Genomic DNA, 19,091 nt, shown 5'->3' with positions numbered 1-19,091 from the left:
GCCATGTAACCCGTGGGTCCCGGGCTGGGCGGGCACGTCGAACACCAAGCTGTCTCCGGCTGGGTGGGCACGTCAATGTCGAACCTGGCCGGCTTGCCGGCCGGCTTGCCGGAGGCTGGGGACGGCCTTGGGGTGCAGGGAGCTTTGCCCTGGGGCGGGGGGCTCTGGCTGCGGTTGGGGGCTGGCGAGGGAGCGTATTTTTATGGGGTTTTGGCCTGTTCGGTTTGTTGTCTTGCTTCTGTTACGTCGGCCATCAAGTCGTCCCAGACCTCGTCGGGGCGGAATGGGGGCAGTGGCAGGCGTGGGGTGATGCGGGCGTTGGCGTATTCCCACCATGCGGCTACCCGGACCGGCCAAAGGCCCACCCGGATGGCGCCCGCTAGGAAGCAGCGGTGGGCCAGCAGCGTTGCCGCCAGGAGTTCGGGCTCCAAGCCCTTCTCGTCCATGGCCTTGCCGAACGCCCGGACGTCTCGGTGCATCTCCGAATACGCGATCAGTGTGGGCATCGCGGGGACCCGCAGCTCGGCGCCCTCGGCCAGGACCGCGTCGGCGTAGGCGGGGGTGAAGACGAAGTCATCCGTCGTGACGATCAACGGGAGGATCTCGCGGCCCCGGCGGATTTCCAGCTGGACGGCGGGGGCGCCGGTCGGGACGAAGACCGACTCCGCCTCCGTGACGTCGTCGGGGTCGAGCATGGCCGTGTCGCCCAGGGCCGGCTGGTGGATGTTGACCGCGCCTCGGCGGATCTTCACCTCGGCGGTGGCGATCTCCTCCAGCGCCTCGGTGAGTTCGAAAATCCGCATGCGCCCGTTATACGACACCCGGGCCAGGGTTGCTTGCGGCGCCCCGGATCGCGTCGCCGCTGCTTCACCTGGAGGAGAAACAAATGTTTCTCGGAAGTATCTGAGTGATTGCGGTGGGAGCGCTCCCATGTAATGCTGTGCGAACAGCCGGGAGCGATGCCCCTCGATACGCGAACGGCTGATCCCCCTGGCGCCAGGGCGCGCCATCGCATGTCTCGAGGAGCCACCACATGAGACCTGTCCTCATCCGCGGCCTGACCGCGGCCGCCGCGGCCTCACTGGTCGCCGGTGTCGGCATCTTTGCCGCCACCAGCGCAAGTGCGGCCGCAGGTTGCCGGGTCGACTACTCGGTGAACCAGTGGTCCACTGGCTTTACCGCGAATGTCACCGTCACCAACCTGGGCGACCCGATCTCGAACGGCTGGAACGTTACCTGGGCCTTCGCGGGCAACCAACAGGTCACCCAAGGCTGGAGCGCAACCGTTGTGCAGTCCGGGGCCAACGTCACGGCGACCAACCCGTCCTGGTCGACGTCGATCGGCACCAACAGCTCGGTCAACTTCGGTTTCAACGCGAACTACTCCGGCACGAACGCCGCGCCGGCGTCGTTCAAGTTGAACGGCACCGCTTGCACGGGCGCTACCGCGACGACGCCGCCGACCACGACGCCGACGACCACGCCCACCACCACCCCGACCACCACGCCGACGACGTCGCCGACCACTGCTCCGACCGGTAACCCGGGCGCCAAGGTCGACAACCCGTACGCGGGTGCCAAGGGCTACGTGAACCCGGAGTGGAAGGCCAAGGCCGACGCCGAGACCGGCGGCAGCCGCGTCTCGAACAACCCGACCGCCGTCTGGCTCGACCGGATCGCCGCGATCGCGGGCACCTCCGGCAGCAGCTCGAACGGCTCGATGGGTCTGGCCGCTCACCTGGACGCCGCGCTCGCTCAGGGTGCCGGCTACATCCAGCTGGTCATCTACAACCTGCCCGGCCGGGACTGTGCCGCTCTCGCCTCCAACGGTGAGCTCGGCCCGACCGACCTGCCGCGCTACAAGAGCGAGTACATCGACCCGATCGCCGCGATCGAGGCCAACGCGAAGTACGCCTCGCTGCGGATCATCAACGTCGTCGAGATCGACTCGCTGCCGAACCTGGTGACGAACACGTCCGGCCAGGCCGGCGCGACCGCGATGTGCGACACGATGAAGGCCAACGGCGGGTACGTGCAGGGTGTGGGGTACGCCCTGAACAAGCTCGGCGCGATCGGCAACGTCTACAACTACGTGGACGCCGCTCACCACGGCTGGATCGGCTGGGACTCGAACTTCGGCCCGACCGCGGACATCATGCTGCAGGCCGCGCAGGCTTCCGGCAGTGTCAACAACGTCACCGGCTTCATCACCAACACGGCGAACTACTCGGCCCTGCAGGAGCCGTGGGTGCAGCCGTCGATGACCGTCGGTGGCACGAGCGTCCGGCAGTCGAAGTGGGTGGACTGGAACCAGTACACCGACGAGCTGACCTTCGCTCAGGCGTTCCGGACGAAGCTGGTCTCGATCGGCTTCAACTCGAACATCGGCATGCTGATCGACACCTCCCGCAACGGCTGGGGCGGCTCGGCCCGGCCGACCGCGGCGAGCACCTCGACCGTCGTGGACACCTATGTCAACGCGTCGCGGATCGACCGCCGCATCCACGCCGGTAACTGGTGCAACCAGTCCGGTGCGGGCCTCGGCGAGCGTCCCAAGGCCGCTCCGGCGACCGGCATCGACGCCTACGTCTGGGTGAAGCCTCCGGGCGAGTCCGACGGCTCCTCCTCGCTCATCCCGAACGACGAGGGCAAGGGCTTCGACCAGATGTGCGACCCGACCTACACCGGTAACGCACGCAACGGCAACAGCATGTCGGGCGCTCTCCCGAACGCTCCGATCTCGGGTGCCTGGTTCTCGGCTCAGTTCCAGCAGCTGATGGCCAACGCTTACCCGGCTCTGTAGTACCTCGACGTAACCCGCCCCCATAAACGCCGGGCCCCGCTCTCTTCCCACGAGGAGCGGGGCCTGGTGTTTTCTACGTGTCAGCCGAGCGCGGCCGCCAGCTTGGCGACCCCGTCTCCGGTGAGCTGGGAGAGCGCAACCGGTCGGCCGGTGCAGGCCAGCAGGAGTGCGGCCATCGGGCCGCGCACCGGCGGGCCTGCACCGGCCGACCAGTCCGTGTCGGTGGCGGCGAGACGGAAGCCGGCCACTTTGCGAGCGGCCGGCAGCGGCGGCGGGAACCGCATGGTCAGGACCCTGGTCGCCGCCACCGCCGCGACCTCCGGTGGCATCGCCAGCTCGCGGCCCAGCGGGATCGCGATGTCCTGGCCGTGCACCAGCGCGTCGGTGAGGGTCTCGAGGCGGGTGACGCCGACCGTGTGCCGATGGTCGCCGGCCGCGTCGCGGATCTCGGCGACCAGCTCGCTGGTGGTCCGGGTGGCGGCCTTGCGGCGGGCCGCGTCGGCGATCGTCCTCTCCAGGGTGCCGCGCCAGCGGAGCATCATCCCGGCCACCGCCGCCGGTCCGAGCTGCTGCAAGGTCAGGTGGGCGGCCACCTCGCGCACCGTCCAGCCCGCGCACAACGAAGGTTGCCGCCACTCGTCGTCGCTCAGCCCGTCGAGGAGGGTAGCCAGGCCCAGCCGCTGCTGGTCGATCGCGTGCCAGACGCGGTCGGCGTTCATCGGCCGATCAAACTCGTGAGCAGGGTGTGGATCTGCGAAGCCGGGTCGAACTTCGGTGCCGGGCGGGCCAGCTCGTGCAGCACGATGCCGGTCCAGTGGTTCATGATGATCGGCCCGTCGCGCTCGGGGTCGGCCGAGCCCGCCAGCAGCAGCCACGCGCGGAACCAGGCGTTGACGTTCGCGCCGGTGGCACCGAGCTGGTCGCGCAGCGCCGGCCGGATGCCGGCCTCCACGAGGATCGCGTAGCGCGCCAGGGTGAGCGCCCGGTTGGGCCCGGTGGCGTCGTGCGCGAACGCCACCAGCACTCCCGCCAGGTCGCCGGCCGTGCGCGGGGTGGCGCCCGCGAACATCGCCTCGGCGTTGGCCCGCTCCCGCTCGGCGAACCGCACGACGATCGCATCGAGCAGCGCGCCGCTCGTGCGGAAGAGATTGGACGTGGAGCCCGCGGGCAGCCCCGCGACGGCATCCACCGCCCGATGGGTGAGCGCCCGGATGCCCTGCAGCCCGACCACCTCGATGCCGGCATCGAGCACTACCTCACGACGACCCGCCATGGCCGGACACTACCACCGTAGTCAAAAAAACTACAAAACTAGTTGGCGTACGATAGTGAGCGTGACTCACTATGAGGATGACGCACGGTTTGCCGCAGCGCTCGACCGGATCCTGCTGCTGACCGTCATGCTCAACGACGACATGAACCGTGGGCTGGCCGCCGATGGGCTCACGCCGTCGCGCACCTCGCTGCTCTGGACGCTGCGGCGCATCGGGCCCTGCCCGCAGAAAGCGATCGCCGCCGCCATGAAGATCAGCCCCCGCACCGTGACCGGGCTGGTCGACGGCCTGGTCGCGACCGGTTTCGTCACCCGCGAGCCGTCGCCGGCCGACCGCCGCGCCGTGCTGGTCACCTTCACCGGCAAGGGCACCGCCGCGGTCGACTCGCTGATCGAGCAGCAGCGGGAGTTCGGCCGCCAGCTGTTCGCGACCATGCCGCCCGAGCGTCTCGCCGGGTTGGAGGCGGGCCTCGATGACGTGCTCGCCACGCTGCACGCCCTCGGATTGAGGAGCCCCTTCTGATGCGCATCGTCAAGTTCGTGATCATGTATGAGGTCCGGCTGTGGATCGCGCTGTTCCGCTGGATCCTGCGCCGCCCGGTCCGCCTGCCCGCCGGCACCACCCCGTTCCAGTACTCGGGGGCGGTGACGATGATCCTGGCGGTGCTGCTGTTCGTGTCGGCCATCGAGATCCCGATCCTGCACCTGATGCTGCCGTGGGCGACCGTCCGGGCCATCTCGCTGTTCGTCGGCGCCTACGGCCTGTTCTGGATGATCGGCCTGCTCGCCACCATGCGGGTCTACCCGCACCTGGTCGGCCCGGCCGGCCTGCGCATCCGCAACAGCATCACCCTCGACCTGCCGCTGGCGTGGTCCGACATCGCGTCGGTCCGGGTCCGGCCGCGGTCGATGCCGCCCGGCGGCCAGACCCAGGTCGAGGACGGCGTGCTGTCGTTCGGGATGGCGAGCGGGACGACCGTCGACGTGGTGCTGGCCCGCCCGACGGTGGTGCCGGTGAAGAAGACCAGGGGCGAGCCGGTCACCGCGATCCGCTTCCATGCCGACGACGCCGATGGGCTGGTCGCGGCGGCCGGGGCGTTCCTCGCCGCCGAAGTGGGCTAAGAAGAGCGGGTGGACATCGAGATTCAGAAGGTCGGCTGGACGGCGGCCGGGCAGCGGCTGACCGCGGCGGCCGGCAGCGTGGTCGGCAACCACTACCGGGAAAACTACGACGTGCTGCACCTCGATCCTGGGCGGGCCTTCGCCGTGGTGGCCGACGGGATGGGCTCCGGGCCGGGCAGCGCCGCCGCCGGCCGGACCGCGGTCGACGTCTTCACCCGCTCGGCGCCCGCGGCCGCCGACCCGGACGGGCTCCGGCAGGCCGTCAATCTCGCCCAGAAGGACGTGCGGAACGCGGGCCAGACCCTCGACGAGCTGACCGGGTGCACGCTTGTTGCGTTCGTCGCCGACGCCGGCTCGTCGGCCTGGATCGTGCAGATCGGCGACTCGCGGGCCTACCGGCTGCGCGACGGGCTCGTCGAGCTCCTCACCGTCGATCACACCATCGCCTGGCTGGGGCTGCTGCACGGCTGGTTCGCGGCCGACTCCGAGGAGGCCAAGGCCGCCCGCTACCGGCTGACCCGCTACGTCGGCCACCCCGCCGATCCCGAGCCCGACATCCTCAACGTCACCCTTCAGCCCGGTGACGTCTATCTGCTGTGCTCGGACGGGGTGGCCGACCAACTCAGCTACGAGCGGATCATCCAGCTGCTCGGCACCAACCCCGACCCGGCGGCCGCCGCGCACTTCATCCTGGAGGACACCCTCGAGGCCGGCGGTGCGGACAACGCCACCGCCGTGGTGATCAAGGTCGAACAGACGATCTGAGATCGGGGGTCGCGGCCAGGATCAGCGCCGACAGCATCGCGAAAGCCGTCGCACCGACGAAGATCAAACCAGGGCTTGCGTACGCCAGGGACCAGCCGAACACCGTGCCTGCCGCGATCGGGACCACGGTTTCCGCGGCTGCGCCGATTCCGGTCAGGGCGCCCTGCACCGTGCCCTGTTCGTCGTCGCCGGCGGTGCGGGAGATCCACGACTGGGCGGCCGCGCCGCCGAACGAACCGAGGATGCCGATCGCCAGGAAGACGTAGAGCGCGGGCGGCGTGGTCACCACCGCCAGGCCCGCGAAGGACGTGACGCCGATGATCGTGCCGGCCACCGCAGCGCGCTTGTCGCCGAGCCGGGCCACGATCGGGCCGACCGCCCTGGCCTGGAAGAGCGCGCCGGCCAGGGCGGTCGCCGCCATCACCACGCCGATGTGGGCGGTGTTCCAGCCGAAGCGGTGGGCCAGGAAGAACGTCCAGATCGACTGGAAGATCATGCGGGCGATGTCGGCGGACAGCCGGGCCCAGGCCAGCCGGCCCAGGACCGGGCGGCGCAGGAGCGCGGCGACCGCGGTGATCGGGTTCGCCATCCGCAGGGTCAGCGGGACCGTGCGGTCGCCGGGGTGCGACTCGGGCAGCACGAACCAGCCGTAGGCCACGTTCGCCAGAGACAGCGCGGCGGCGGCGAAGAACGGCAGGCGGACGTCGACGGCGCCGAGCAGGCCGCCGATGACCGGGCCGGCCACGAAACCAAGACCGAAGGCGGAACCGATCAGGCCGTACGCCCGGGCCCGCCCGGTCGGCGGCGTGACATCGGCGATGTACGCGTTGACCACGGTGTTCGTGGCCGCGCACGCCCCGGCCACCGCGTGGAACGCCAGCAGCGTCCATGGGCCGGTCGCGGTCGCGTGGGCCAGCCAGTCGACGCCCAGGCAGCCCAGGGCGATGAGCAGGATCGGGCGCCGGCCGTAGCGGTCGGACAGGCGGCCGAGCAGCGGTGCGGCGGTGAACTGGAGCAGGCCGAAGATCGAGCCGAGCAGGCCGGACCAGAAGACGGCCGCGGCCGGATCCGTCGTGACGGCCGACCACAGCGCGGGCATGATCGGCACGATCAGGCCCAGGCCGAGCATGTCGACGAAGACGGTGACGAGCAGGAAGGGGAGGGCGGGTGCCCGGCGCATTGCGGCTCCTGTGGATCGAGAAGGGCAGGGCCCCTCCCGAACCTCGCGGACCGCGCTCGAAAGCCGCCGAAAGTACGGAGGATCAGATTATCGGTGCGGTCAAATTATTTTTTGACCAGGGCTTTTGCGCCGGCGATGGGCGCGGCGTCAGGAGACGGCGAAGATCGCGCTAGTCCTTAGCGGCGAAGTTGCCGTAGATGTGGATGCGCTTGCGCTCGATCGACGTCGCGTACGCCTCGTAGGTGTCCTGGTCGGCGTTGCGGGCCCCGCCGCCGTATTTCGCGGTCAGCGTGTACTCGCCGGCCGTCAGCGTCGACCCGGGCTTCAGCGTGAAGTGGTAGAGCAGCGCGTCGGCCTGCTTCTCGACCGTCGCGGTCACCGCGTCGGACGAGGACGCAAAACCGGCGTCGGTCAGCCCCGGCGTCGTGGTGACCCGGATCGTCAGGTCGAGCTCGGTCAGGTCGGCGCCCGGCTTGAGGGTGACCACGCTGGTGCCGGCGGCCGCGATCGAACCGTCCGACCAGAGCGTGCCCTTCTCCACCTGGGTGTCGCCGGGATGGCCGCGGACCAGGCTCGCCGACGGGGTCGGTGCGCCGGTGGTGGGCGTGGTGGTCGGCTCCGCGGTGCGAGGGTGGCTGGTCACTTCGCGGCTCGACGGCGCCGTCGCGGTGGCCACCACGCTCGGCTCGGGGGTCGCGGAGGCGGCGACCGCTGGGGGCGCGGCCGGCGTCGGGTTGTGGTCGTCGGCCAGCGCATACCGCGCCACGCCGCCGATGCCGAGCACGACGAGCACGGCCAGGGCCGAACCGGCCAGCCGGGCGACCCGGCCGCGTTGCGGGCTCGCCGACGCCGCGCGGTTGGCGGCGATCCGGTTGAGCATCGCGGTGCGGTCGGGTGCGCGACTGTCGAGCACCTGGCGCATCTCGGACCGGAGGAAGTCCTCGTCGTGGTCGATCACCGGGCCACCTCCCATCCGTCGAGCGTGTCCGGCAGGCGCATGTCCTGCAGCAGGTCGGCGAGTTGTTTCGCGCCGCGCGAGGTCTGGCTCTTCACGGCACCGACCGAGATGCCGAGGACCTCGGCGACTTCCTTCTCGGACAGGTCGAACGCGTAGCGCAGCACCACGCAGGTGCGGCGGCGGTAGGGGAGGTGCTTCAGCGCGGTGCGCACGTCCAGCACGGCGGGCACGTCGGGGCTCGGGCTTCGCTCACGCTCGCCGCCGAGCCCGAGCAACTGCAGACCCCGGCGGGCGCGGCCCTGCTTACGGATCCAGCTGCGGGTGAGATTGGCGACGATCCCTCGTGCGTACGCCGCCGGGTCGCCCGCCGCCGAAACCCGGTCCCAGTGCTTCCACACCTCGGTCAGCGCGTCGGCGGCCAGATCGTCGGCGACCGAGGAGTCGCCGCTGAGCAGATAGGCCAGGCCGGAGAGCTCGCGGTGGTGCCGCTCGAAGAACGCGTGGAAGGCTTGGTCGCGCACGGCACCGCCTTCCGGTCGAGATCAGCCTGACGACGATAGCGTGTCGAGGAGATCATCGGCGATGGCCCGGGCCGGTTCCCGGGCGGCCGCCTCGAGGTCGCGGAACACCTTCTGGGCGCGGACCGCGGGCCAGTCGGCGGGCAGGTGCTCGACCGGCAACCGGGGGTCACGGCGGATCGCATCGAGCCACTCGGCGACCAGGCTGAGCCGGGACGCGAGCGGGTCTCTTTTAATGTCCCCCGTGTCCGGGCGGTCCCAGCGGTCGAGGAAGTCCTGGTAGCGGGCGGCGACCTCGGTCAGGTCGTACGCGTCGGCGATCAGCGCGGCGATGTCGGTGGTGTCGTCGGCGCGGGCCTGGCGGAACACCCGGGCGTGCGCGGCCAGGCCGAGCTCGGCCACGATCTGCTGGGCCGGCACGTCGCCGGGGGCGATCCACAGGCCACCCTGGACCGGGCCGAAACCGGCCCACGCCAGCCGGGATCGCAGGTCGTGCCGTTCGCGCTGCATCGACTCGGGCAGTGAGAAGCTCAGCAGCGTCCAGGTGCCGTCCCAGCGGTCGTTGACCGCGCCGTCCTGCCAGATGCGGGCCCGGCCGTCGCGGAGGATGGTGGTCGAGCGCTCGGTGAGCCCGAAATACATCTTCCGGCCGACCGGGTGCCGCTCCAGCAGGTCGCGGCCGACCATCCGGCTCAGCGTGGAGCGGGTCGCGTGGGTGGAGACGCCGGCCCGGCCGAGCACCTCGATGACGCTGCCGGCGCCCAGGCTGACGCCCTGATCGAGGGCGTAGGTGCCGAAGAGCATCAGCATCAGGGTCTGCGGTTGCATGCTCCGATCTTAGGCACATTCTTGACGGCCGTGAAGATCGCGCCTAACTTCGGAAACGTGGACGACATGATTCTGACTGGCAAAGTGGCCATCGTGACCGGCAGTGGCCGAGGGCTCGGACTCGCGTATGCGGAGGCGCTCGCCGCCGCGGGCGCCAAGGTCGTGGTGAACGACGTGGACCCGGCCGCCGTGGAGGCCGCGGTGGCCGAGATCGGTGACGCGGCGACCGGAGTGGTGGCGGCGGTCGGCGACACGGCCAGTGCCGACCAGCTCGTGGCCGCGGCCGTCGAGCGGTTCGGGCGGCTCGACATCCTGGTCACCAACGCCGGCATCCTGCGCGACAAGGTGCTGTGGAAGATGAGCGACGACGACTTCGACGACGTCATCCGGGTGCACCTGCGCGGCACGTTCACCTGCGCCCGGGCCGCCGCGGTGCGGATGCGCGAGCAGGGCGAGGGCGGGCGGATCATCCTGATCTCGTCGCCGGCCGGGCAGCGCGGCAACTTCGGGCAGACCAACTACGCGGCGGCCAAGGCCGGCATCGCGGCGATGGCCCGCACCTGGGCGCTCGAACTCGCCCGCGGCGGCATCACGGTCAACGCGGTGGTGCCGGTGGCGGCGACCGAGATGACCCGGACCATCCCGGCGTTCGCGCCGGTCATCGACGAGGCCGAGCGGACCGGGCAGCCGTTCCCGGCCTGGCTGCGCCGCGACGAGGGCCTCGGCACCGTCGAGGACGTCACCGGGCTGATCGTGCACCTCGCGTCGGACGCGGCCAAGGACATCACCGGCCAGGCGATCGGCATCGGCGGTGACCGGCTCGCGCTGTGGTCGCACCCGACCGAGAAGGCGGTCGCGTTCGCCGACGGCGGGTGGAGTGCCGCGGCCATCGCCGAGAGCTGGGCCTCCGGCGTCGGCTCCGACCCCGAGACGTACGGGATCCCCGCGCCGAAGCCGCCGGCGGCCTGAAATGAACCTCGACGCCCTGGTCGCGATCGACGTGCACACCCACGCCGAGGTGGGCGCGGACGGGCACAGCTCGCTGAGCCCGGACCTGATGGCGGCCTCCGCGGCGTACTTCAAGGCGCAGGGCCACCGGCAGCCGACCATTGACGAGATGGCCGCCTATTACCGGGAACGGTCGATGGCCGCGGTCGTGTTCACGGTCGACGCCGAGCACATGACCGGGCATCCGCGCATCCCCAACGAAGAGGTCGCCGAGTCGTGCGCGGCCCACCCGGACGTGCTGATCCCGTTCGCGAGCATCGACCCGCACAAGGGCCGGGCCGGGGTGCGGGAGGCGCGCCGGCTCGTCACCGACTACGGCGTGCGCGGCTTCAAGTTCCACCCGTCGCTGCAGGGGTTCTCGCCGGACGACCGGCTCGCCTACCCGCTCTACGAAGCGATCGAGGAGCTCGGGGTGCCGGCGCTCTTCCACACCGGGCAGACCGGGATCGGTGCGGGCGTGCCCGGTGGCGGCGGGATCCGGTTGCGCTACTCGAACCCGATGCTCGTCGACGACGTGGCCGTGGACTTTCCGGAGTTGCGGATCATCCTGGCCCACCCGTCGTTCCCGTGGCAGGACGAGGCGCTCGCGGTCGCGACCCACAAGCCGTACGTCTATATCGATCTTTCCGGCTGGTCGCCCAAGTACTTCCCGCCGCAGCTGATCCGCTACGCCAACACGCTGCTGCAGGACAAGGTGTTGTTCGGGTCGGACTACCCGGTGCTGACGCCGGACCGCTGGCTCGCCGACTTCGACCAGCTCGACATCAAACCCGCCGTCCGCCCCAAGATCCTCAAAGAGAACGCCGCCCGGCTGCTGGGCCTGGCTCCCACCCCGAAGGAGACCCCCGCATGATCACCGTCAACGGCCTGGACGAGCTCAAGGCGCTCGCCGGCAAGGACCTCGGCCACAGCTCCTGGCTGGAGATCACCCAGGAGCGGGTGAACACGTTCGCCGACGCCACCGGCGACCACCAGTGGATCCACGTCGACGTCGACCGGGCCAAGGCCGGCCCGTTCGGCGGGCCGATCGCCCACGGCTACCTCACGCTGTCGCTGGTCATCCCGCTGTTCGGGGAGATCCTGACGATCGACGGCATCAAGATGGGGATCAACTACGGGCTGGAGAAGGTGCGCTTCCCGCACCCGGTGCCGGTCGGCTCGAAGATCCGGCTCGGCGTCAAGGTGGTGTCGGTGGAGGACGTCGCCGGCGGCACCCAGAGCACGTTCGACTTCACCGTCGAGATCGACGGCGTCGACAAGCCGGCCTGCGTCGCCCGCACGGTCTACCGCCAGTACGCCTGAGCCATGCGCAACGCCGGACTGGGTAGCTGGCCCGAACGCCGGGCCGTCATCTCGCCCGACCGCGTCGCGCTGGTGCACGGCTCGCGGTCGACGACGTACGCGGAACTGTATGAACGGATCCGGCGGCTCGCGGCGGCGCTGCTGGCCGCCGGGGTTTCGCCGGGGGATCGGGTCGCCTATCTCGGGCCCAACCACCCGGCGTTCGTGGAGACGATGTTCGCCACGTATTTCATCGGCGGGGTGTTCGTGCCGCTCAACTTCCGGCTCACCGCGCCGGAGATCGACTACCAGTTGCGGGACAGCGGGGCTCGCTACCTCATTTATGGGCCGGAGTGTGCGGAGGCGGTGGCCGGACTCTCGCACGTCGTGCCGGGGACGCCGCTCACCGCGTACGAAAAACTGCTGAGTGAGCACGGCGAAGCGCAGGTGGCGGCAGTGGCGGTGAGTCTCGACGCGCCCGCCTGCATTTTGTATACCTCGGGCACCACCGGGCGGCCGAAGGGCGCCGTGCTCACCCACGGGAACGTGGTCTGGAACTGCTACAACCTGCTGGTCGGGGTGGACGTCGGCGGGGATGAGGTGACGCTGATCAGTGCGCCGCTGTTCCATGTGGCGGCGCTCAACCAGTGCCTGCTGCCGACGTTCCTCAAGGGCGGCTGCTCGGTGATCATGCCGGCCTGGGGGGTCGAGGAGTGCTTCGAGCTGATCGCGCGGCATCGGGTGACCTGGATGTTCGGGGTGACCACGATGTATGCGGGGCTGGCCCAGTCGCCGCGGTGGGCGGACGCCGATCTGTCCTCGGTGCGCAATCTGATCGTCGGGGGCGCCTCGATCCCGCCCGAGCTCATCCGGATCTACCTGGCTCGGGGGCTCAAGTTCTGCCAGGGGTACGGGATGACCGAGACCGCACCCGGGGCGACCTTCCTGGAGGCTCCGGAAAGCGCAGGTCATGTCGGGTCGGCGGGGGTGCCGGTGTTCTTCGCTGAGGTGCGGTGCGTGCGGCCGGATCTCAGCCTCGTCGAGCCCGGTGAGCCGGGGGAGGTGCAGGTGCGCGGGCCGAACGTTACGCCCGGCTACTGGGAGAACGCGGCGGCCACCTCGTCGTCGTTTGCCGAAGACGGGTGGTTCCGGACCGGGGACATCGCGGTGGTCTCGGCGGACGGGCATTACCGGATCGTTGATCGGCTCAAGGACATGTTCGTCTCCGGTGGGGAGAACGTGTATCCGGCCGAGGTGGAAGCGGCGATCTTTGAGCATCCGGCGATCGCTGAAGCGGCTGTGATCGGGGTGCCGGACGAGAAGTGGGGTGAGGTGGGGCGGGCGTTCGTGGTGCTTGTGCCGTCGCATTCCCTTACGGCCGACGAGCTTCGCGCGTTTCTCGCCGGGAGGCTCGGGCGGTACAAAATACCGAAATATCTGGACATTGTGGCGGACCTGCCGCGTACCGGATCTAACAAGGTGCGTAAGGCGCCGTTGCGGGAGTTGCCCCTCCCGAAGTGAAACAGGCCGGCGCGCGATGCGCCGGCCTGTTTTTACCGAAATGTCTGGCGGATCTCGCCGATGCCCTCGACCGTGCTGACCAGCGTCTCGCCCGGCTGCAGGTAGCGCGGCGGGGTGCGGCGGTTGCCGACCCCGGCCGGGGTGCCGGTGAAGATCAGGTCACCGGGCAGCAGCGGGCAGACCGCCGAGATCCGGGCGACGAGATCATCCACCGGGAAGATCATCTGGCTGGTACGGCCGTGCTGGACCACCTCGTCGCCCAGCCTGGCCTCGAAAGCCAGGTCGTCGCGGTCGTCGAACTCGTCCGGGGTGACCGTGACCGGGCCGGTCGGCCCGAAGCCGGGGAACGACTTGCCCAGGCTGAACTGTGCGGGCGTGCCGCGCAGCTGGGCGGCCCGCTCGGACAGGTCCTGGCCCACGGTCAGCCCGGCCACCGCCGACCACGCCTGCTCCCGGGGGATGGCATAGCCGCCCCGGCCGATCACCGCGACCACCTCGATCTCCCAGTCCGGCTTGCCGGGCGGCAGGGTCACCTCGGTGACCGGCCCGGCGATGCAGGACGGGAACTTCGTGAAGATCAGCGGCTCCTCGGGGGGCTGGAAGCCGGCCTCGGCCGCATGTGGGCGGTAGTTGAGGGCGACCGCGAAGACCTGCCGCGGGTGCGGGACCGGCGGGCCGAGCGTCTCCTCATCCACCGGCTTTCCGGCAGCCTGCGTTTGCGATGCCCACGCGGTCAGCTCGTCGAAGCGGGCCAGCGCCGCGTTGACGTCCGCCGGAAGGTCGCTGTGCTCCGCGACGTCGATCGCGAGCCCGTCCTTGACCAGGACGAGCCGCCCGTCGACCGTGCCGAATCGCATCGCCGTCAGTCCGTGTAGAGCGTGCCGACGAACGGCTTGTCGTGCGCGGCGCTCCACGGCACCACGTGGTTGCGCAGCGTGCCGACGCCCGCGATCTCGGCCTCGACCGTGTCGCCCGGCTTCAGGTAGAAGTCGAACGGGTTGGGCTGCACGGCCGCCACGCCCGAGATCGTGCCGGTGGTGATGATGTCGCCGGCCGAGTAGCCCTGCGGCGAGTGGTGCGCGACCAGGTGCGGGATCGACAGCACCATGTTGTCGGTGTTGCCGGACTGCCGGACCTCGCCGTTGACCCGCAGCTCCATGTTGAGCTTCTGCGCGTCCGGGATCTCGTCGGCGGTCACGATCCACGGCCCGATCGGGCAGAACGTGTCGATGCCCTTCGAGAACGAGAACACCCCCGACTGCATCTCGCGCCGCTGGATGTCACGGGCGGTGATGTCGTTGAAGACGGTGTAACCGGCGATGTAGTCGACCGCTTCGTCCGGCCCGAACCACTTGCCGGTCTTCCCGATGATCACCGCGAGCTCGAGCTCGTAGTCGAGCTCCTTGGTCAGCCCTTCCGGGTAGACGATGTCGTCCTCCGGCCCGATGATCGAGTCGACGTTCTGAAAAAAGACGATCCCTTTGTGTACGGGGTGGGACCAGTTCACCTTCTGCAGCTCTTCGTGGTGCACCGCGAAGTTGCCGGCGGTGTGGAAGAACTTCTTGGGCACGATCGGCGCTCGCAGCCGCACGCCGTCGAGGGGCAGCCGCTCACCCGTCTCCGGAACGGCGCTGCCGCGCTCGAAGAACTCCCGCGTCGACCCGCAGTCGAGCTCGATGACGAGATCGTCCTCAAGCCGCCCGACCCGCCCCGCGTCGAATGTCACCAGCCGCATGCCGTCCCTGCCCGTCCTCGCTTGATTCGGCAGCTTTCGCTCTACGAAAGTCGCTTTCTACTCCCGAAATCCTCCGCTTACGTCACCGTCATGTCAAGGCAGCATGCCCAGCGGGTCGGCTCATGGCTGCTTGCCCAGTCGGTCGGCTCACGGCAGCTTGCCCAGCCGGTCGGGCTCATGGCTGCTTGCCCAGTCGGTCGGCGAAGTCGTTGGTGGCCGCGATCAGGCGGGCGGTGATGGCGGGCTCCAGCGAGGAGTGGCCGGCCGCCGGGACCATCTGGAAGTCGGCCTCCGGCCAGCGGGTGGCCAGGTCGTAGGCCGTGATCGGCGGGCAGCACTGGTCGTAGCGGCCCTGGATGATCACGCCGGGCAGGTGGCGGATGCGGTCCACGCCGTCCAGGAGCTGGGTCTCGGGGGTGAAGAAGCCGCCGTTCACCGCGTAGTGGGCCAGGATCTGCGAAGCCGGCAGCACGGTCTCGTCCGCGGTCAGGGTGCTGATCAGGGCCGGGTCCGGGGTCAGCGTCGAGATGATCGCCTCCCAGCGCATCCAGGCGTCGGCGCACTGCCGGGCGATATCCTCGTCCGGACCGACCAGCCGGCGGTGGTAGGCGGCCAGGATGTCGTCGCGCTCGGCGGGCGGGATGGGTGCGATGAAGCGCTGCCACTCCTCGGGCTGCAGCCGGTCGAGGCCGCGCTGGTAGACCCACTCGCGCTCGACCGCCCGGACCAGGCAGATGCCGCGAAGGATCAGGCCGGTCGCCGCCTGCGGGTGGGTCTGGGCGTAGGCCAGCGCGAGGCCAGAGCCCCACGAACCGCCGAAGAGCAGCCAGGCGGGGATGCCCAGCCGGGCGCGGATCGTCTCGATGTCGGCGACCAGGTGCCAGGTGGTGTTGTGGTGCAGCGAGCCCCGCGGAGTGCTGCGGCCGGCGCCGCGCTGGTCGAACAGGACGATCCGGTAGCGCGCGGGGTCGAAGAACTGCCGGGCGATCGGCATCAGGCCGCCGCCGGGGCCGCCGTGCAGGAACAGCACCGGGATGCCGTCCGGGTTACCGGCCTCCTCCACGTGGAGGAGGTGGCCGTCGCCGGTGTCGACGGTGTGGGTCGCGTAGGGCTCGATGGCGGGGAAGAGCATGCATCGACCGTAACGGCGATACTAAGGTTGACGATATATAACGCTAGGGATAGCGTACCGGCTCATGCAGGAGCCGATGAGCGCCCAGCTGGAACGTCGCTATCAGCGGCTGCTCCGGGCCTACCCACGGTCGTACCGGAGCCATCGCGGCGTCGAGATGGTCACCACGCTGCTGGACATGGCCGAGGCCGGGCGCGGCCGGCCGAGCCGGTGGCAGGCGTGGCACCTGGTCCTGAGCGGCATGCGGGAACGCTTCCGGCTGCCCACCCGGCGGCCCCTCGCGTGGGCCGGCGCCCTGCTCGCGGCGGTCCTGCTGGGCGGGTTCGGGGCGGTCGCCGGCACCTGGCTGGGCTGGCGGACGGCCGGTTCGGTGCCGTCCGCGGGGGAGTTGCGGGCGTTCAACTCCGCGCTGACCGGGATGCCGGCGCCCTGCGCCATCTACCCCGACCGATCGGCGATGAACGGACCGACCATCCGGGCGCGGGCGGACGGTGTCGCCGGCTATTCGGACACGCGGCTGCGGGCCGCGCTGACCGGCGCCGGCTGGCAGATCACGACGTTCCATGAGCGGCACGGCGACGACGTGCGTGCTCCGGTCGAGTGGGTCACCTACCGGGCGACCAAGGGCGGACTGAAGCTCGACGGCGACGGGTTCTTCGACGTCAGCGGCTCCGCCTCCTACCGCACCGAGGTGTGGCCGCGCGAGCCGGCGGTCGTGCGGCCGCTGACCATAGCCGGGCTGGTCGCCGGTGCTCTGGTCGGATGGCTGCTGGCGGTCGCGTTCGGCTTCCGGGTGCGCGGCACCGGATGGCGCCGGCGGCGGGCGGCGACGGCACTGTCCACGATCGCCCTCGCGGCCACCGCCGTCCCGGCTTACGAGCACTACCGCGACGTCTACCAGGTGATGGTCTATCAGCACGGCTCGCCGATCCCGTACATCGTGTACGGCACCGGCGACCGGATCCCGATCCTCGGGTGGACCGTGATCGGCCTGGCCGCCATCGTTGCTGCGCTCGCCGTGCCCCGGCGCGGATAACTCCCAGTTCAATTTTCCGAAAGGGGATCGGAATTGAACTCTGCCCACATCCTGTCAACTCCCGTTGACGCACCGCCGGTTGCGGATCGACGAATAGGCGGCATTGACGGGCTCCGCGGGCTCGCCGCTCTGTATGTCGTCGTTTTTCATTGCTGGCTGCTCGGCTTTCCCGGATTCCCGGTCAATTCGGGACCGGTCTGGTTCGGCTGGCTCATGTACGGCCGCCTCGCCGTCGTCTTCTTTCTTGTTCTTTCCGGATTCTCGTTGGCTCTCTCGCCGGCTGCGGTCGGCTGGCGGCTCGGTGGCGTGCGGCGGTTCCTGCGCCGCCGCGCGTTCCGCATCCTCCCGGCGTACTGGGCGGCCCTGGCGATCAGCCTCGCGGTCGCCGCCATCGTCGTCCCGGCCTCGCGGCAGGGGCCGCCGACCAGCGGCACGACGATCGTCTACGCCCTGCTCCTGCAGGACATCGTGGTCGCGCCGACGCCCAACGGCGCCTTCTGGTCGATCGCCGTCGAGGTGGAGCTGTACCTGGTCTTCCCGGTCCTGGTGATGCTGCGCCGCAAACTGGGCGCGGGCGCCCTGATGGCCATCGCGTTGCTGCCGTTCGCGACGTACGTGCTGTGGTCCGGCGGCAACACCCCGGTCGAGGGCGTGAACCGCCTGGCGATGAATCTCGCCCCGGCCTTCGTCGCCGGCATGCTGGCCGCCGCCGCGGTGACCGGCCCGCGCCTGCCCTGGCACTGGTTGAGTCTGCTCACCGGCGCGCCGGTCGTCTACGTGATCGCGACGCGCGGTTCGGCGTGGACAGCGCTCCACTATTTCTGGATCGACCTGGCGGTGGTTCCCGCGATGACGTTTCTGATCATCGCGGTGGCAACCGGCCGATCCGCCGTGCTGCAGAGCGGCCCGTTACGCGCCCTCGGCTCGTTCTCCTACAGCCTCTATCTCATTCATCTGCCGGTGGTCATGGTGATCGGCCGGAAAATAGTCCGGCCCGCCCTCGGTTTCGGCACGCCGGCATTTCTCGCCACCGTTCTCCTCGGTGTGCCGATTTCGCTGTTCGGCGCGTGGCTTTTCGCGAAGGTGTTCGAGGAGCCGTTCCGGAAGAACCGCTCGTGGCGGGAGCTCGTGCCCGCTGTCTATGGTGTGCCCATGCCGACCGACCGTTTCCGCCATTCCTTCCACGTCGCGGCGCCGGCCGGGAAGATCTACGCCCACCTGACCGACCCGCAGAACTACGTCGGCCTGTCACCCCTGCTGGTAGCGGTGCGCGACGTCCGGCCGGGCCCCGACGAGACCACCTACGTGGGCATCGAGCGTTTCCGCTTAGGCCCGCTGAAGTGGGACAACCGCCTGCGAGTGACGCTGACCCCGGTGACGCCGGACCGCCAGTTGCGCAGCTCGGTGATCAGCCCCGGCGCCGTCCGCCTGACCGCCACCGTCAACCTGACCCCGGAGGGCAACGGCACCCTGGTAACCGAGTCGATCGAGCTGCACACCCCGGCCGTGCTGCGGCGTTTCGCCCTCGGCCAGGCAACCACCGTCCAGAAGTCCCGAGCCACCGAACTGACCCGCCGCATGGAACGCTGACCGCTCTCCGGCCGCTGACCGAGGCCGGGGCGATGCGTCCATTTCGCGCAGCGCAGCCCATCTCGGCGGAGCGGCCGCCGCGCTCTGCATGCCGGACTACCAGACGTTTCTCCGCCCTCTGCTCTGCTTACCCATGCGCCGCATCTGCGCCGCACCGGTGCGTCTGGGTGCGTCTTTTCTTGATGTCGGGGTCTCGGGTGTGCGACGAGAGCCCGTTTCCCTGGATCTCGGCCGCTGGCCGCTGGGGCGAGGCCCCGACTTCCGCGAAGTCGGTAGCTCCGGCCTGGCCTGGCTTCGGCCCGCCGGCGAGGGCCCGTTTTCCTGGATTTCGGCCGCTGGCC

At 70.0% G+C, this 19,091-nt stretch carries 21 protein-coding genes; 11 read left to right on the top strand and 10 right to left on the bottom strand.

Annotated features, from left to right (window positions below):
* Nucleotides 1-200: 200 nt before the first annotated feature.
* Nucleotides 201-803, bottom strand: a complete 603-nt coding sequence (locus Adu01nite_RS45800; RefSeq protein WP_203735698.1) for a hypothetical protein — start codon at nucleotides 801-803, stop codon at nucleotides 201-203.
* A gap of 230 nt (nucleotides 804-1,033) precedes the next feature.
* On the opposite strand from Adu01nite_RS45800, the gene Adu01nite_RS45795 reads away from it, so the two are divergent.
* Nucleotides 1,034-2,803 (top strand): glycoside hydrolase family 6 protein, encoded by a 1,770-nt coding sequence (locus tag Adu01nite_RS45795; RefSeq protein WP_203735697.1) that lies wholly within the window; start codon nucleotides 1,034-1,036, stop codon nucleotides 2,801-2,803.
* An 80-nt stretch (nucleotides 2,804-2,883) separates the two neighbouring features.
* On the opposite strand, the gene Adu01nite_RS45790 is transcribed toward Adu01nite_RS45795, so the two are convergent.
* Both Adu01nite_RS45790 and Adu01nite_RS45785 read right to left on the bottom strand, forming a co-directional pair.
* Complete coding sequence (locus Adu01nite_RS45790; RefSeq protein ID WP_203735696.1) at nucleotides 2,884-3,522, bottom strand: maleylpyruvate isomerase family mycothiol-dependent enzyme; 639 nt, start codon at nucleotides 3,520-3,522, stop codon at nucleotides 2,884-2,886.
* The gene (locus Adu01nite_RS45785; RefSeq protein ID WP_203735695.1) at nucleotides 3,519-4,076 is read right to left on the bottom strand and encodes a TetR/AcrR family transcriptional regulator; all 558 of its coding nucleotides are present in this window, start codon (nucleotides 4,074-4,076) and stop codon (nucleotides 3,519-3,521) included. Before Adu01nite_RS45785 ends, Adu01nite_RS45790 begins: the two co-directional genes overlap by 4 nt.
* A gap of 61 nt (nucleotides 4,077-4,137) precedes the next feature.
* On the opposite strand from Adu01nite_RS45785, the gene Adu01nite_RS45780 reads away from it, so the two are divergent.
* From Adu01nite_RS45780 to Adu01nite_RS45770, 3 genes are read left to right on the top strand one after another with little or no spacing between them, the layout of a single operon-like run.
* A complete protein-coding gene (locus tag Adu01nite_RS45780) occupies nucleotides 4,138-4,599 on the top strand; it encodes a MarR family winged helix-turn-helix transcriptional regulator (protein ID WP_203735694.1) in 462 nt (153 codons plus the stop codon).
* Nucleotides 4,599-5,198: a hypothetical protein gene (locus Adu01nite_RS45775; protein WP_203735693.1), complete on the top strand. Its 600-nt coding sequence runs from the start codon at nucleotides 4,599-4,601 to the stop codon at nucleotides 5,196-5,198. The genes Adu01nite_RS45780 and Adu01nite_RS45775 overlap by 1 nt, the downstream gene beginning before the upstream one ends.
* A 9-nt stretch (nucleotides 5,199-5,207) precedes the next feature.
* The gene (locus Adu01nite_RS45770) at nucleotides 5,208-5,963 is read left to right on the top strand and encodes a PP2C family protein-serine/threonine phosphatase (protein ID WP_239133207.1); all 756 of its coding nucleotides are present in this window, start codon (nucleotides 5,208-5,210) and stop codon (nucleotides 5,961-5,963) included.
* Here the strand turns inward: Adu01nite_RS45770 and Adu01nite_RS45765 are convergent.
* From Adu01nite_RS45765 to Adu01nite_RS45750, 4 genes are all read right to left on the bottom strand, one after another.
* Nucleotides 5,941-7,143, bottom strand: coding sequence for an MFS transporter (locus Adu01nite_RS45765; protein WP_203735692.1), 1,203 nt, complete (start codon nucleotides 7,141-7,143; stop codon nucleotides 5,941-5,943). The genes Adu01nite_RS45770 and Adu01nite_RS45765 overlap by 23 nt on opposite strands.
* A 169-nt stretch (nucleotides 7,144-7,312) precedes the next feature.
* Nucleotides 7,313-8,101, bottom strand: coding sequence for a hypothetical protein (locus tag Adu01nite_RS45760; RefSeq protein ID WP_203735691.1), 789 nt, complete (start codon nucleotides 8,099-8,101; stop codon nucleotides 7,313-7,315).
* Nucleotides 8,098-8,622, bottom strand: a complete 525-nt coding sequence (locus Adu01nite_RS45755; protein ID WP_203735690.1) for a SigE family RNA polymerase sigma factor — start codon at nucleotides 8,620-8,622, stop codon at nucleotides 8,098-8,100. Before Adu01nite_RS45755 ends, Adu01nite_RS45760 begins: the two co-directional genes overlap by 4 nt.
* 21 nt (nucleotides 8,623-8,643) lie before the next feature.
* Nucleotides 8,644-9,447, bottom strand: coding sequence for a PaaX family transcriptional regulator (locus Adu01nite_RS45750; RefSeq protein WP_203735689.1), 804 nt, complete (start codon nucleotides 9,445-9,447; stop codon nucleotides 8,644-8,646).
* Nucleotides 9,448-9,513: 66 nt separating this feature from the next.
* Here Adu01nite_RS45750 and Adu01nite_RS45745 point away from each other — a divergent pair, with 66 nt between their 5' ends.
* The 4 genes from Adu01nite_RS45745 to Adu01nite_RS45730 are packed head-to-tail and all read left to right on the top strand — an operon-like array spanning nucleotide 9,514 to nucleotide 13,257.
* Entirely contained in the window at nucleotides 9,514-10,416 is a 903-nt protein-coding gene (locus Adu01nite_RS45745; protein ID WP_203735688.1) for an SDR family oxidoreductase, read from the top strand.
* 1 nt (nucleotide 10,417) lies between these two features.
* Nucleotides 10,418-11,308, top strand: coding sequence for an amidohydrolase family protein (locus Adu01nite_RS45740; RefSeq protein WP_203735687.1), 891 nt, complete (start codon nucleotides 10,418-10,420; stop codon nucleotides 11,306-11,308).
* Nucleotides 11,305-11,757, top strand: coding sequence for a MaoC family dehydratase (locus Adu01nite_RS45735; protein ID WP_203735686.1), 453 nt, complete (start codon nucleotides 11,305-11,307; stop codon nucleotides 11,755-11,757). The genes Adu01nite_RS45740 and Adu01nite_RS45735 overlap by 4 nt, the downstream gene beginning before the upstream one ends.
* A gap of 3 nt (nucleotides 11,758-11,760) precedes the next feature.
* Nucleotides 11,761-13,257: an acyl-CoA synthetase gene (locus tag Adu01nite_RS45730; RefSeq protein WP_203735685.1), complete on the top strand. Its 1,497-nt coding sequence runs from the start codon at nucleotides 11,761-11,763 to the stop codon at nucleotides 13,255-13,257.
* A 32-nt stretch (nucleotides 13,258-13,289) separates the two neighbouring features.
* On the opposite strand, the gene Adu01nite_RS45725 is transcribed toward Adu01nite_RS45730, so the two are convergent.
* The 3 genes from Adu01nite_RS45725 to pip all read right to left on the bottom strand — a co-directional run bounded on the left by Adu01nite_RS45725 (nucleotide 13,290) and on the right by pip (nucleotide 16,124).
* A complete protein-coding gene (locus tag Adu01nite_RS45725; RefSeq protein ID WP_203735684.1) occupies nucleotides 13,290-14,114 on the bottom strand; it encodes a fumarylacetoacetate hydrolase family protein in 825 nt (274 codons plus the stop codon).
* 5 nt (nucleotides 14,115-14,119) lie between these two features.
* Complete coding sequence (locus Adu01nite_RS45720) at nucleotides 14,120-14,992, bottom strand: fumarylacetoacetate hydrolase family protein (RefSeq protein ID WP_203735683.1); 873 nt, start codon at nucleotides 14,990-14,992, stop codon at nucleotides 14,120-14,122.
* A 175-nt stretch (nucleotides 14,993-15,167) separates the two neighbouring features.
* Nucleotides 15,168-16,124 (bottom strand): prolyl aminopeptidase, encoded by a 957-nt coding sequence (gene pip / locus Adu01nite_RS45715; RefSeq protein ID WP_203735682.1) that lies wholly within the window; start codon nucleotides 16,122-16,124, stop codon nucleotides 15,168-15,170.
* 64 nt (nucleotides 16,125-16,188) lie between these two features.
* Between pip and Adu01nite_RS45710 the strand changes: the two genes are divergently transcribed.
* The 3 genes from Adu01nite_RS45710 to Adu01nite_RS45700 form a co-directional block, all read left to right on the top strand.
* Complete coding sequence (locus tag Adu01nite_RS45710; protein WP_203735681.1) at nucleotides 16,189-17,160, top strand: hypothetical protein; 972 nt, start codon at nucleotides 16,189-16,191, stop codon at nucleotides 17,158-17,160.
* 33 nt (nucleotides 17,161-17,193) lie between these two features.
* Nucleotides 17,194-18,750, top strand: a complete 1,557-nt coding sequence (locus Adu01nite_RS45705) for an acyltransferase family protein (protein WP_203735680.1) — start codon at nucleotides 17,194-17,196, stop codon at nucleotides 18,748-18,750.
* Nucleotides 18,751-18,838: 88 nt separating this feature from the next.
* Nucleotides 18,839-19,091 (top strand): hypothetical protein (locus tag Adu01nite_RS45700; RefSeq protein ID WP_203735679.1); only part of this gene is annotated, 253 nt, incomplete at its 3' end.

The sequence above is a fragment of the Paractinoplanes durhamensis genome (genome assembly GCF_016862175.1).
GTDB classification, from domain to species: Bacteria; Actinomycetota; Actinomycetes; order Mycobacteriales; family Micromonosporaceae; genus Actinoplanes; species Actinoplanes durhamensis.
Note: the sequence above shows the minus strand (reverse complement) of the source record. Positions and strands in the feature narration are given on the sequence as shown.

Coding starts and splice junctions, on each gene's coding strand:
- Adu01nite_RS45710 (WP_203735681.1), top strand. CDS start 16,189: ATGCAGGAGCCGATGAGCGCCCAGCTGGAACGTCGCTATCAGCGGCTG.
- Adu01nite_RS45775 (WP_203735693.1), top strand. CDS start 4,599: ATGCGCATCGTCAAGTTCGTGATCATGTATGAGGTCCGGCTGTGGATC.
- Adu01nite_RS45785 (WP_203735695.1), bottom strand. CDS start 4,076: ATGGCGGGTCGTCGTGAGGTAGTGCTCGATGCCGGCATCGAGGTGGTC.
- Adu01nite_RS45750 (WP_203735689.1), bottom strand. CDS start 9,447: ATGCAACCGCAGACCCTGATGCTGATGCTCTTCGGCACCTACGCCCTC.
- Adu01nite_RS45790 (WP_203735696.1), bottom strand. CDS start 3,522: ATGAACGCCGACCGCGTCTGGCACGCGATCGACCAGCAGCGGCTGGGC.
- Adu01nite_RS45720 (WP_203735683.1), bottom strand. CDS start 14,992: ATGCGGCTGGTGACATTCGACGCGGGGCGGGTCGGGCGGCTTGAGGAC.
- Adu01nite_RS45800 (WP_203735698.1), bottom strand. CDS start 803: ATGCGGATTTTCGAACTCACCGAGGCGCTGGAGGAGATCGCCACCGCC.
- Adu01nite_RS45730 (WP_203735685.1), top strand. CDS start 11,761: ATGCGCAACGCCGGACTGGGTAGCTGGCCCGAACGCCGGGCCGTCATC.
- Adu01nite_RS45725 (WP_203735684.1), bottom strand. CDS start 14,114: ATGCGATTCGGCACGGTCGACGGGCGGCTCGTCCTGGTCAAGGACGGG.
- Adu01nite_RS45795 (WP_203735697.1), top strand. CDS start 1,034: ATGAGACCTGTCCTCATCCGCGGCCTGACCGCGGCCGCCGCGGCCTCA.
- pip (WP_203735682.1), bottom strand. CDS start 16,124: ATGCTCTTCCCCGCCATCGAGCCCTACGCGACCCACACCGTCGACACC.
- Adu01nite_RS45740 (WP_203735687.1), top strand. CDS start 10,418: ATGAACCTCGACGCCCTGGTCGCGATCGACGTGCACACCCACGCCGAG.
- Adu01nite_RS45735 (WP_203735686.1), top strand. CDS start 11,305: ATGATCACCGTCAACGGCCTGGACGAGCTCAAGGCGCTCGCCGGCAAG.
- Adu01nite_RS45745 (WP_203735688.1), top strand. CDS start 9,514: ATGATTCTGACTGGCAAAGTGGCCATCGTGACCGGCAGTGGCCGAGGG.
- Adu01nite_RS45765 (WP_203735692.1), bottom strand. CDS start 7,143: ATGCGCCGGGCACCCGCCCTCCCCTTCCTGCTCGTCACCGTCTTCGTC.